Here is an 11,996-nt window from a genome sequence, read left to right as displayed (position 1 = left end):
CTTGCCGATATCCGGTAAGCGGTTCATACTCATTCCATTGCCTGCTATGTAATATTTTTGCTTTGCCGCTCGCCCTTCACCCAAAAATAACCATAACATGCCCGGAAAATTATGACGCCAGAAACGGAACCGATTGATTGGAAACGTAACCTTTATGTTACTTGGCTGGGTTGCTTTTTCACCGGTGTTGCATTCAGCCTTGTCATGCCATTCCTCCCCCTGTATGTCGAACAACTCGGTATCACGGGCCATAGCGCGCTAAACATATGGTCAGGGCTTGTTTTCAGTATCACATTTCTCTTTTCCGCTATCGCCGCTCCCTTCTGGGGACGACTTGCCGATCGCAAAGGCCGCAAACTGATGCTGCTACGTTCGGCGCTGGGAATGTGTATCGTCATGATCCTGATGGGATTAGCCCAAAACATCTGGCAGTTTTTGTTCTTGCGGGCAGTGCTTGGCATTCTGGGTGGATTTGTTCCCAATGCAAATGCCTTGATCGCCACGCAGGTGCCGCGCAATAAGAGTGGATGGGCATTGGGAACGCTATCGACCGGCGCGGTGAGCGGCGCATTAATCGGTCCGTTGATCGGCGGCTATCTGGCGGATACCTACGGGTTACGCCCCGTCTTTTTCATCACTGCCAGCGTGCTGTTTATCTGTTTTCTGATTACGTGGTTATTCGTGCAGGAACGCTTTACCACAGTACGTAAAAAAGACATGCTCAGCGGGCGTCAGGTGATGACGTCCCTGAAGAATCCCAGGCTGATTTTGAGCCTATTCATCACGACGCTGATTATTCAGGTTGCGACGGGCTCGGTCGCGCCCATTCTCACGCTGTTTGTTCGCGATCTGGCTGGCACCACACAGAATCTGGCTTTTATCAGCGGCATGATCGCCGCGATCCCCGGCGTGTCGGCGCTGCTCAGCGCCCCCAGACTCGGCAGGTTGGGCGATAAAATAGGCCCGGAACGTATTCTCATCGCCATGTTGATGCTGTCTGTTCTGCTGCTTATTCCCATGGCATTTGTTCAAACGCCATGGCAACTGGGCGTACTGCGGTTTTTATTGGGCGCAGCAGACGGCGCATTGCTGCCAGCGGTGCAAACACTGTTGATTTATCACTCTTCTCATCAGGTTGCCGGCAGAATATTCAGCTATAACCAATCATTCCGTGACATTGGCAATGTCACCGGACCAATCATCGGCGCGACAATTTCGGCCAATTATGGCTTCCGTGCGGTATTTATGGTGACGGCGCTAATCGTTTTCATCAATGTCATCTATTCCTGGCGCAGCCTGCAACGCCGCACATCCAGAGTTGAATTGCCGGGAGAATAAAAAACAAAATAAAAAAGCAACAGCCCAAGCCGTTGCTTTTTACCTATTGCTTGAGGAAAGTTCAGCCTTTGATCAAGGGTGCCGGAAGTTTCCGGTAATCATCAGACCAGGCCGCATATTCTTCCGGTTTCTGCCATACATGGTAATGCAGGCGGGAAATCATCACCGGATCACTGAGCAGCGCCAAACGCTGCTTGTTATCAACATCTTCGGGTTTGCGGCTCAGCGCATCACGAACACGCTGCTCACGCACCTCCTCAATCGCCAGACTAAAACGATGACGCGCTGTAGCCATCGCGCTGGCAAGGGCATTGATGGAAGGATCAAACACCGCCTGCATGAAACCATTCTCCAATTTACGTTGGCGATTCAACTGGCAATATTTATCCGTCGCGACAAGCTCACGCGGCGGTTCGTATTCTTCCGGGATCAGCAATAATTTGGCACGTTTACAAGCCAGCCCCAATGAGGCACGGCTGGAGTAAACCGAGACAAACGGCGACAGGATCAATGAGAATACGATCGGCGCAAGCCACCACAGAAAACGCAGATCCAGCCACGCCATGCCGATGGCCCAAACCAGCCCCAACGCCAATTGGGAACCGTGACGAACAAAGGCTTCTCCCCAAGGTGTGGCGTCGTCATCACGCTGCGGCGACTTCCATTGAACAGACCATCCAAGGAACGCGCTAACCACAAACACGGTATGGAACAGCATTCTGACTGGCGCCAGAAGCACCGAAAACAACATTTCTATCCATAACGAAACGAATAAACGGAACACGCCGCCATAAGCTTTCGCGCCTTTCGCGCAAATCAAAATGACACTTAACAATTTTGGCAGAAACAACAGCACCAACGTTGTTGAGAATAGTGCGATGGCGAGTTCCGGTCTCCATTGCGGCCAGACAGGAAATAGCTGCCTTGGTTGCAGGAAGTATTGCGGCTCCATCAAGGTATGCACCACCTGCAAAGCCGTCGATAACATCAGGAACATGAACCATAGCGGCGCTGACAGATAAGACATTACCCCGGTAAGGAATACAGCCCGGTGTACCGGATGCATCCCTTTGACCAGAAACAGACGGAAGTTCATGAGGTTACCATGACACCAACGGCGGTCGCGCTTCAATTCGTCCAGCAGGTTCGGCGGCAACTCTTCATAGCTTCCCGGCAAATCATACGCAATCCAGACTCCCCACCCCGCACGACGCATCAACGCCGCTTCAACAAAGTCGTGCGAGAGGATAGCGCCGGCAAATGAACCTTCGCCTGGCAACGGGGCCAGCGCACAATGTTCAATAAACGGCTTCACCCGGATGATGGCGTTATGTCCCCAGTAATGGGATTCACCCAATTGCCAGAAATGCAGCCCGGCGGTGAACAGCGGCCCATAAACACGGGTGGCGAACTGCTGGCAACGCGCGTAGAGAGTATCCATGCCCGACGCTTTCGGCGAAGATTGGATAATCCCTGCGTTCGGGTTCGCTTCCATCAGTCTGACGAGTGATGTCAGACATTCGCCGCTCATGACACTGTCGGCGTCGAGGATCACCATGTAACTGTATTGATTGCCCCAACGACGGCAAAAATCATCAATATTGCCACTCTTACGTTTCACACGGCGGCGACGGCGGCGGTAAAAAATACGCCCTGCGCCGCCAACATCGCGGCAAAGTTCCATCCAGGCTTTTTGTTCCGCAATACACGTATCCGGGTCGTCGCTGTCGCTCAGTACATAGATATCGAAGTGATCGAGCATGCCGGTCGCTTCCACCGATTCATACGTAGCACGCAACCCCGCGAACACGCGCTCAACATCCTCGTTGCAGATAGGCATGATCAGGGCGGTGCAATGATCCGGGTTGAGTGGCTCATCCCCCACCGTAGTCGACGAAATACTGTATTTGTCGCGTCCGATCAACAGTTGCAAAAAGCCCATCAGGGCCGTCCAGAACCCAGCGGAGACCCAACAGAACAACACGGCGAACAGGACTAAAATACCACTTTGCAGAATATAGGGCAGGATCTGCATCAGTGAACGCGTCAAGGGCTGACCGGCCATTTCGAACGGGTCAATCAGCGCCCAGCCCTGATAAGGCAGGATAGTCTTCATGTACCACGTGGCGATCGCCGTCTGGAAAAGCGTCAGGATCAACAGAACATAGCGACGCATCGTACCGACCATACGCCAGCGGTTTTCAGCAATTCTTTCTTCCGGGCTGGAATGACGACGAGGCGGTGCTGAACGCCCCAGCAGACTTTCCCACCAACGTACCAACGGATTGGTGCGCCAGATATCAGGAAACATGGAAGAGCGGGTAATTGTCGGCATAGCCTTCAATGCTGTCCGCCCTTCCCTGTCTTTACCCAGTTGCTTACCGCCGTTTAACCCATCAGGCCAGGCCATTTCCAGACGGGCCTTAACCGACTTCAGCGCCGCGTCGTCTTCTGACTGAATATTGACCTGTTCGCCTTCGGACAAAACCTGATGCAACACAGACTGTTCGATGTTATCTGATGCCGCGAGCTTTTCATGCAGAACCCTTGTCTGCTCGGCAGACAAGGGCAATTTTTCAATATAATCGAGAGGAGAAGTTGACTTATTCATTAGCAGGTAGCTGATAGCTCCAGGTTTCAGTCAATGTCGTTTCACCATTAACCAACGCCGCCCTCATTTCTGTCGGCTGCTTGTTGTCTTTCACACGTAAACGCAATGTCAGACGCCAACCCTTAGTCACCGGGTTATAACGAACGTTGTTCTCGACAATTTCACCATTGTCGCCAATGCTGACCTGAGAAGTGACAGGCGTCGCCTCATCCATCTCCTTCATCTGCGGACCGACGAAATCCACCAGGAAAGCGATGGAACCATCTGGTTGACGGATCAGATTCGACTGCTTCACATCCCCGGTAGAACGACGGGTTTGCTGAACATAGGCGATTTCCGGCGAATGCAACTGGTCTTCATTAAGGGTGAAATGCAGGCGATAACGCATTTCCAACGGTTTACCGGTTTCAGGCAACACATCCGGCGTCCAGAACGCAACGATATTGTCGTTGGTTTCATCAGCCGTCGGAATCTCTACCAGTTCGACTTTACCTTTGCCCCATTCGCCTCTCGGCTCGATCCATCCGCTTGGGCGCAGATCATAACGATCATCCAGATCTTCGTAAGCGGAGAAATCACGTCCACGTTGCAACAGGCCGAACCCTTTCGGATTTTCTACCGCATACGTGCTAACGGACAAGTGTTTGGGATTATTCAACGGACGCCAAATCCATTCGCCATTACCGGCATGGATCGACAGACCATTGGAGTCATGCAGCGCCGGGCGATAGTTGAGCGTCGGGGAAGGCTGATTCGGCCCAAACAGGAACATACTGGTCAGCGGAGCCACGCCCAGTTTGCCGACGTTGTCACGCAAGAACACTTTAGACTGAACATCGACCACACTATCGCTTCCCGGATAGACGATGAAGCGGTATGCGCCCGTCGCACGCGGCGAATCCAGCAGAGCGAAAATCACCAGATGTTTGTCATTCGGTTTCGGACGCTCAATCCAAAATTCACGGAAACGAGGAAATTCCTCGCCGGAAGGCAACGCCGTATCGATAGCCAGACCGCGCGCGGACAATCCATAGATCTGACCTTTCCCGACCACCCGGAAATAGCTCGCGCCCAGCATACTGACGATTTCATCATCCTTATCCGCTTTATTGATGGGATAAAGAATTTTGAAGCCAGCGAAGCCAAGGTTCTTCACCGTCTCAGGATCATGTTTGACAGGGCCGAAATTAAAATAATCTGTTGAATATTTAATCTCCTTGACTGTCGTCGCCGTCACTTCATTAATTTTGACCGGCGTATCAAAATACATACCCTGATGGTAGAACTGAAGTTTGAATGGCGTCTGTAACGTGTTCCAGTATGATTTTTCGTTGTTAAAAAGAATCTGCTGATAATCCGCAAATTTCATATCCCGAAATTGCGCCGGAAGATTACTTTTCGGCGCTTCAAAACTCTTAGCCGCCAGCTTTTCTGCCTCTTTTGCAACATCGTCAATAGAAAATGCCCAAGCCGGTGTTGCGCTTAAAGACAACATAACCATCGCCGAAAGCCAGCGAAGGCCGACAACCCGCTGTTTAATTCCAGATTTATTAACCAGCACAACTCCCCCTATACGTGTGCTTCAATCAACTAAAATCCATATTAAAGGATAAGTTAGCTTTTCGACAACTTGGTTCATCATAATAGGTCAGCGTTTAAACAACTAGAGCACTCAAAAAAGCGCACTTCAGACAGAAAAATAGAAAACAAATATTCCCTATTGCCGTCAACATTAAGAATACCACCGGACTGATAATCCGCTCAAACGCTTGTCATCGCAGACTATACACCGTCTCAGCGATTCTTCATCAGTATATGTCAGCAAAAAATCGGCTGTCCGAACAATCTGAAAATTCTTTTTTGGCAAACGCCTGATGGGAAAAATCTTAATCCTTATTTAATCCCCACATGACGATTGATTTTATTGTTCAGCGCTTTGAGGAATTGATGAAATGGATAAGAAAAAACCGCCATTGAATGATTCAGTGGCGGTCTGGTAAATTTACGTTAAAACAGATTAGAACGATGTCCAGTCTGCTGACTCCCCGATTTTTTTCTCTTTCTCGCCCGTAGTCGTCGCACTTTTGGCGGCAAGCAGTACCGCTGTCTCCGGCTTTTGTCCGCTAGCCGGGCCGGTGAAACCTGCGCCGAGTTTGAAAAGACTGACTGTCTGGGTCAGGTTATGCGCCTGATCCTGCAACGAGAGCGCAGCAGCGGCGGATTCTTCGACCAATGCCGCATTCTGCTGGGTGGTCGTGTCGATCTGTCCGACCGCCAAATTGATTTGATTAATGCCATCACTTTGCTCGCGGCTGGCCTGAGCTATCTCACTGATGATGCCGTTGACCCCCTGCACATTCGTCACCAGAGAATTCATCGTAACGCCAGTTTCCTCCACCAGCCCCATACCCGCCTGAACCTTTTGAAAAGAATCATCGATTAGCTCTTTGATCTCTTTGGCCGCCGTTGCGCTGCGTTGCGCCAGCGCACGGACTTCGCTGGCGACGACTGCAAACCCCCGGCCCTGCTCGCCCGCACGGGCCGCCTCCACAGCAGCATTCAGCGCCAGAATATTGGTCTGAAAAGCGATACCGTCAATCACACCGATAATTTCTGACATCCGCTGCGAGGAGTCTCTGATGCCGCGCATTTCTTGCGTCACTCTGGACATCATATCGCCGCTTTTTTGTACCGTTTCTGATGTGTTCGCCGCCAGCGAGGTAGCCTGAGCGGTGTTATCAGCCGTATTTTTGATGGTGGATGTCAATTGCTCCATTGACGATGCGGTTTCCTCCAGTGAACTCGCCTGCTCCTCCGTTCTGGCGGAAAGATCCTGATTACCCGCCGCAATCTGTGACGCCGCGCTCGAAATGGTTTCAGCGCCATCCCGGACTTGGCTGACAATCTGCCGCAGACTAATGTTCATATGATGCAACGCCGTCAACAGCATGCCGGTTTCATCTTTACGGTTGATACGAATTTCTGACGTCAAATCGCCTTGTGCGACATTTTCCGCTACCACCAGCGCTTCTTTTATAGGATGCGTCACGCTGCGGGTAATCAGAGTGGCGATGATCAAGCCGATAATCACACTGGCGATAATGATGATAGTCAGCAGAATTAATGTCTCACGGTAGCTGACCTCCACTTCTTGTGCGGCGATGTCCATGTTGTCATCCTGCACATCAATAAACTCAGTGACCTTATCTATGTATCTTTGCTGGCTTATACGGGTAACATTGAAATATTCCGCTGATGCTTCATCAGTGTTTCCGGCCAGGATAAAGGCGGTGAGTTTATTCGCCGAACCAAGAAAGTCACGCCGTATCTCCGCGATACTCTGCAAAATCACGCGCGACTTCTCATCACTGACCGATTCTTGCAGGTCATCCATCAGCCCGGATATTATGGATGAACTCTCTTTGGTCAATACTAATTGCTGGTTGATCTCTGTTTGAGATTTGAGCAATAAAAGCAATTGCTGATTATTGAGAAATCTGCTCAACTCATTAATAAGCTGGTTACCCTTCTGCGTCAGCGGATAACTTTGAGAAACGATACTATCCATTTTGTTTTGAAAATCAGTCAATTTAGAAATCGTAATACCACCGACCATCAACAGCATCAATAGCAAAAAAGAAAAACCAGCCCCCAGTCGATACCCTATACGCCAGTTGGATAAACTCATATCAATCTCCTTTATTCATCCTTTATCTATCTGCACCAAAACCAACGCACATCATTGATTACAGAAACCAGATGAGATGCTGTTATTGGTCAGTGCCTATATATAATTTCAATGTACTTTTTATATTAAAAACCCCTGAATACCGGGCTTGGCATGTATTAAACTTGGTGATAAGCAGAATTAAACGCCAGGAGACAATATCATTAATATCATCGCCAACGGCGAAAAAGGCGCTCATTAAGCCTAATCAACTGATAAATATCATAAATTCCACTTAATGATTAAACAAAGCGCTCACAGCAGATCATAAAACCCCATTAGTAACTTTTAGTGATAAATATTAATTAATCATGCTGGTAAAGAAATGGAGAACCCACCAACTCCTTTATGCACCGTGAGTGGTATCGGCGCAAAGTCACTATTCTTTATATTTTATTTATTTTAAAAACTTAACTTATATATCTATTTAATCGATCAATTATCAATAATTTACCCGTTTATGAGATAAATGGGGTTATTCTCAGTTGTTGGAATAACAACATGTACCAGTGAAAATTGAAATAATTTATAACATTTCTTCATGAAGAATTTATCATGATAGCAAACCGATATTATTAATAACGTCAGTTTATGAAAAAAATAAAACGTCTATTTCTATTAGATGCTTAATTTATAATAACTTCACGGCAAGGTAATTATCTTTCCAGTGAGACTCACATTCCATCCTGGCATTGGGAATATAATGTGATCTAAGATCATGATGTGAATTTTCGATTACCCAGGTAATAAAAAAAGAACCGTCCGCAATCACATTCTTTTGCATGTAGATAACAGCAAAATAACCGCCTTTACTGTCATTCTTGTAGATCTCATACCTATGGGAACCCACATTATCATCTTGCTTGAAAACCAAGGTTTCTTTCAGTGTTCCCATTAACATAATTGCCTCCCACTAATCCAATGATTAGCGTTTATCGGCAAAAAAAAGTAAACCTTATTGATCTATCTCGCAAAAAATGATTTTTCTTATAATAAATAGCACGCTGTCACCCTGAGTGAGAGCAGAGTCAGAGCGTGCCGCACAATAATGAATTATTTTTTCTTTGAAGAATGCTTTGACCTGCCCTTCAGTAATTCTCTGATTTTTTTGATTTCTTTCTGCGTTAGTGGCGACTCGGACACTTCTACGGTGCTCTGATTATCAACAGATTCCGCCGAAGGTACAGATGAAATCTCACTCTCATCAAAGCTTTTAAGTAGTCGTGCGCAGACTTCAGCACTGATGGAGACATTCTTCTCAAGAGCAGCTGCTTTAATCTTCTCTTTCAAATCCATTGGGATTTTCAACGACAGGCTAGATATCTCACTCATTTTATTACCTTTCTCGTGTGATAAAGAATCAAACTATGACAGTCTTAAAATAAAGTCCATATTGAAACAAAAAATTAATATTTCTGTCACAGATAAAATGTGACGACTCTCTCATCCGCCAAACTTTATCCCGCAGGCAAACCCTAAACGTTTGTTTGCTTATTATTGTCTATAAATTCACAGCGTTAAAAATTGATCATGAAATATTAACAGCATAGAATACGGGAGCGTTAAAGACAAAAGGAAATATCCGTGCCACATTCCTCTGTGTGGGAAATCATTAAGCTCGTTTACTTCATCGGTTTTGCGATTTCGCTGCTGGTTACTTTACGGCTGAGCAAAGACAAATCCTGGTCCATACGATTACTCGCCGCGTTGCTAATCGGGCTGACGTGGCCATTAAGTTTCCCTGTTGTGTTGCTCTTCTCTATTTTCTAAAGGTTGTCAGGAAAAGAAGGCCGTTTTTTCTATCCTGGAAAAATCCAAGGCGTTCGCTTGAATCGCTTAAAATCTCCCCAATACTGAGAGGATAGAGAGACTCGACGCAGAGGAGGTAGTAATGGCGAGCGGCTGGTCAGGTGATGGTTCCGTTCAGGAGCAAATTGATGCGACGGTAGATGATGCGATAGCCCGCGCACGTAGTCAGTTGAATCATGGTCAAAGCGCCCGGCACTGCGAAGAATGCGGCGTGCTGATCCCTGAAGCACGGCGTAATGCGTTGCCCGGCGTTCGCTACTGCATCCAGTGTCAGGAACAATTTGATAAAAAACAGACGCAAAACAGCGGCTATAACCGGCGAGGCAGTAAAGACAGTCAACTGAGATAGCAACACTTCGGCTTGCTCAGCCAATCTGAACAAGCCGATTGCGTGCTAACGGATCACCAGTACCGACGTTTTCGCATGTCGCACAATGGCAGCCGCATTTGAGCCAAGAAGATATGTTTTTACGTCAGGTCGGCGCGATCCTATCACGATAAGATCAGCATTTAACTCTTCCGCCAATTGCAACGCTTCATCTCGCGGCGTACCGAAACTCACACTGAACGATACGTGAGATGCCGGAAGATCAATACTTTTTGCCAGCGCTTTCAGCTTATCATTCGCCTTGACGACAGCTTCATTCTCAAATTCCTTCATCCCGAAAGAATAGGCGGATAAAAAAGCGGATGCATCTGGAAGAGCATGAAAAAGATGAATAGTAGCGTTGGACATTTTCGCTAACCTTACCGCATGGGTAAGTGCATTACGGGTTAACTGTTCTTCGGTAATATCAACGGGAACTAAAATAGCGCTATACATGGCAACCCCTCACTATGACCTTTCACATAAAAAGCGTAGCTTGCCTTATGTGTGAGAAATATGATCTTGTTCACCTTTGTGAACTTCCTGTCATAGAATAAACTGCGCTCCATCAGCCGTTGAAAACCAAACCGCGCCGATCCGTTCACATTGTCGTCAATGTATGCCCCCCCATAACCAGGATTTTCTGAGTTGTTTTACGTCGATAATTTTGATCAGATCGCCGTTGACTTCTGTATCATGAACCATATCATGCTGATAAAACACTTTATTTTGAAGCTGTCGTCATCTAGGAAAAAATGTCCTCCGCCAAGTTTGTTATAAGATAAATTGATTCATCCCGTTATCAAACGATATGAGCGGTTGGGCAACATCTATCATGCAACAACATTATTTAATCGGCTATGCTGGTTTTTATACAATAATAAATGTTAAGTTATCTTTATTGATTTATATTCTTACCATAATATTTTCCAATCTCTTGAATTGAATCAGACTGGCTGAAAAATCCAACCAATAGAAATATTTACATAAAAAACAACAACCTGGTTATTGAACTGGTATTTTATTATTATCATTAGCCAATTGTTATCTCTTTAAAAAAATTTAATTTTAAAAATATTTGGGATTATACCCTATATACGCTAAAGTTAATTTAGTCATCTCATCACAGGCTGGCCGTTTTTTTGGGCTTGCCTTTTTCCGATGGTCCTTAGAGTCAGATGCCAGCCAAGGTAATACGGGTTCATTCTGGAGGATAATTTATGCGTGAAAATACATTTCAAACAGAAGCCGATAGACTAATATCAGACTATTTGAATACGGAAAATCAAATGAATGACATTACAATGCTGGGTCATATTGTTGATGAAATAATCCAGTACGGTGATGCTGTGACAAATAAAGCAATTATTTCCAAGTTGCTCCACAGGATTGATACTGAGACAGATCCCATCATTTTAGACAGATATCGCACTTTACTGGAACAGATCGTCCATAAAACACAGGATGACTTTGTTATTTAATTATTTTTATGTTATTTAAATTAAAAACAATAGCCTCATCAATGATGATATACTTTCATTGTCCTGATATAGACAACTCTTAATACAAATAGACAGTTTATTTATCATATACATCTTTTGTTACATTGAATAAGAGTAATAATGACAACGCGGTTTGCCAGCATACACCGGCCCATCAAATGTTACATACCCGGCACGCAACAGAGATAACATCTTCCTGTTATTAGTTCATTCGGTTAATTTATTGGTTTTACTACGACTGGAGCCGGACAATGATAGTAAGAACATGGCATGGGTGTGTGCCACAGGAGCATGCAGAAGGCTTTGCAACTCACCTTCAATTAACAGGTGTCAAGCATTCACAAGGCATCAAAGGTAATCAGGGCGCTTTTGTCAAACGAGTAGCCCAGGGGGACTGGGAGCATTTTTTCCTTGCAACTTACTGGACCGACATTGATGCAGTGAAGGCTTTTGCTGGTGAGGATTATCATATCGCTGTGACCTACCCTGAAGATGATAAGTTTTGCCTTTTGTCCGATCCTTACGTTTTTCAGCATGAAGTACAGGGTATACATCCGTTGTAAATACAAATGGACCATACAAATGAACTATATAGATAAGAACAATATCCGTACTGACCACGTCCATCAGGCTAAACATCTT

At 46.3% G+C, this 11,996-nt stretch carries 11 protein-coding genes; 5 read left to right on the top strand and 6 right to left on the bottom strand.

What is annotated here, in order from left to right; all coding sequences use genetic code 11:
• Nucleotides 1–111 precede the first annotated feature (111 nt).
• Nucleotides 112–1,338: a multidrug efflux MFS transporter MdtG gene (gene mdtG, locus NC856_RS00200; RefSeq protein WP_264088390.1), complete on the top strand. Its 1,227-nt coding sequence runs from the start codon at nt 112–114 to the stop codon at nt 1,336–1,338.
• A 61-nt stretch (nt 1,339–1,399) separates the two neighbouring features.
• On the opposite strand, the gene mdoH is transcribed toward mdtG, so the two are convergent.
• From mdoH to NC856_RS00175, 5 genes are all read right to left on the bottom strand, one after another.
• A complete protein-coding gene (gene mdoH, locus NC856_RS00195) occupies nt 1,400–3,949 on the bottom strand; it encodes a glucans biosynthesis glucosyltransferase MdoH (protein ID WP_264088389.1) in 2,550 nt (849 codons plus the stop codon).
• Nucleotides 3,942–5,450, bottom strand: a complete 1,509-nt coding sequence (locus NC856_RS00190) for a glucan biosynthesis protein G (RefSeq protein WP_264088874.1) — start codon at nt 5,448–5,450, stop codon at nt 3,942–3,944. The genes mdoH and NC856_RS00190 overlap by 8 nt, the downstream gene beginning before the upstream one ends.
• A 516-nt stretch (nt 5,451–5,966) precedes the next feature.
• Nucleotides 5,967–7,637 carry a methyl-accepting chemotaxis protein gene (locus NC856_RS00185; protein ID WP_264088388.1) on the bottom strand — a complete coding sequence of 557 codons (1,671 nt, stop codon included), beginning with the start codon at nt 7,635–7,637 and terminating at the stop codon, nt 5,967–5,969.
• A 670-nt stretch (nt 7,638–8,307) separates the two neighbouring features.
• Complete coding sequence (locus NC856_RS00180) at nt 8,308–8,577, bottom strand: hypothetical protein (protein WP_264088387.1); 270 nt, start codon at nt 8,575–8,577, stop codon at nt 8,308–8,310.
• Between the two features lie 152 nt (nt 8,578–8,729).
• Nucleotides 8,730–9,008 (bottom strand): hypothetical protein, encoded by a 279-nt coding sequence (locus tag NC856_RS00175; protein WP_264088385.1) that lies wholly within the window; start codon nt 9,006–9,008, stop codon nt 8,730–8,732.
• A 252-nt stretch (nt 9,009–9,260) separates the two neighbouring features.
• Here NC856_RS00175 and NC856_RS00170 point away from each other — a divergent pair, with 252 nt between their 5' ends.
• Both NC856_RS00170 and NC856_RS00165 read left to right on the top strand, forming a co-directional pair.
• Nucleotides 9,261–9,446: a GhoT/OrtT family toxin gene (locus tag NC856_RS00170; RefSeq protein ID WP_264088384.1), complete on the top strand. Its 186-nt coding sequence runs from the start codon at nt 9,261–9,263 to the stop codon at nt 9,444–9,446.
• A 121-nt stretch (nt 9,447–9,567) separates the two neighbouring features.
• Nucleotides 9,568–9,834: a DksA/TraR family C4-type zinc finger protein gene (locus NC856_RS00165; protein ID WP_264088383.1), complete on the top strand. Its 267-nt coding sequence runs from the start codon at nt 9,568–9,570 to the stop codon at nt 9,832–9,834.
• Between the two features lie 45 nt (nt 9,835–9,879).
• Here the strand turns inward: NC856_RS00165 and NC856_RS00160 are convergent, their stop codons facing one another.
• A complete protein-coding gene (locus NC856_RS00160; RefSeq protein WP_264088381.1) occupies nt 9,880–10,308 on the bottom strand; it encodes a universal stress protein in 429 nt (142 codons plus the stop codon).
• Between the two features lie 764 nt (nt 10,309–11,072).
• Between NC856_RS00160 and NC856_RS00155 the strand changes: the two genes are divergently transcribed.
• Nucleotides 11,073–11,333 carry a biofilm development regulator YmgB/AriR family protein gene (locus NC856_RS00155; RefSeq protein ID WP_264088380.1) on the top strand — a complete coding sequence of 87 codons (261 nt, stop codon included), beginning with the start codon at nt 11,073–11,075 and terminating at the stop codon, nt 11,331–11,333.
• Nucleotides 11,334–11,605: 272 nt separating this feature from the next.
• Nucleotides 11,606–11,917, top strand: coding sequence for a hypothetical protein (locus NC856_RS00150; protein WP_264088378.1), 312 nt, complete (start codon nt 11,606–11,608; stop codon nt 11,915–11,917).
• Nucleotides 11,918–11,996: the final 79 nt, after the last annotated feature.

It is taken from the genome of Brenneria izbisi (assembly GCF_025840185.1).
GTDB classification, from domain to species: domain Bacteria; phylum Pseudomonadota; class Gammaproteobacteria; order Enterobacterales; family Enterobacteriaceae; genus Brenneria; species Brenneria izbisi.
Note: the sequence above shows the minus strand (reverse complement) of the source record. Positions and strands in the feature narration are given on the sequence as shown.

Excerpts from the sequence above, each read along its gene's own strand:
- NC856_RS00190 (WP_264088874.1), bottom strand. The coding sequence starts at position 5,450 with ATGGTTATGTTGTCTTTAAGCGCAACACCGGCTTGGGCATTTTCTATT.
- NC856_RS00150 (WP_264088378.1), top strand. The coding sequence starts at position 11,606 with ATGATAGTAAGAACATGGCATGGGTGTGTGCCACAGGAGCATGCAGAA.
- NC856_RS00180 (WP_264088387.1), bottom strand. The coding sequence starts at position 8,577 with ATGTTAATGGGAACACTGAAAGAAACCTTGGTTTTCAAGCAAGATGAT.
- NC856_RS00175 (WP_264088385.1), bottom strand. The coding sequence starts at position 9,008 with ATGAGTGAGATATCTAGCCTGTCGTTGAAAATCCCAATGGATTTGAAA.
- NC856_RS00185 (WP_264088388.1), bottom strand. The coding sequence starts at position 7,637 with ATGAGTTTATCCAACTGGCGTATAGGGTATCGACTGGGGGCTGGTTTT.
- NC856_RS00165 (WP_264088383.1), top strand. The coding sequence starts at position 9,568 with ATGGCGAGCGGCTGGTCAGGTGATGGTTCCGTTCAGGAGCAAATTGAT.
- NC856_RS00160 (WP_264088381.1), bottom strand. The coding sequence starts at position 10,308 with ATGTATAGCGCTATTTTAGTTCCCGTTGATATTACCGAAGAACAGTTA.
- NC856_RS00155 (WP_264088380.1), top strand. The coding sequence starts at position 11,073 with ATGCGTGAAAATACATTTCAAACAGAAGCCGATAGACTAATATCAGAC.
- mdoH (WP_264088389.1), bottom strand. The coding sequence starts at position 3,949 with ATGAATAAGTCAACTTCTCCTCTCGATTATATTGAAAAATTGCCCTTG.
- mdtG (WP_264088390.1), top strand. The coding sequence starts at position 112 with ATGACGCCAGAAACGGAACCGATTGATTGGAAACGTAACCTTTATGTT.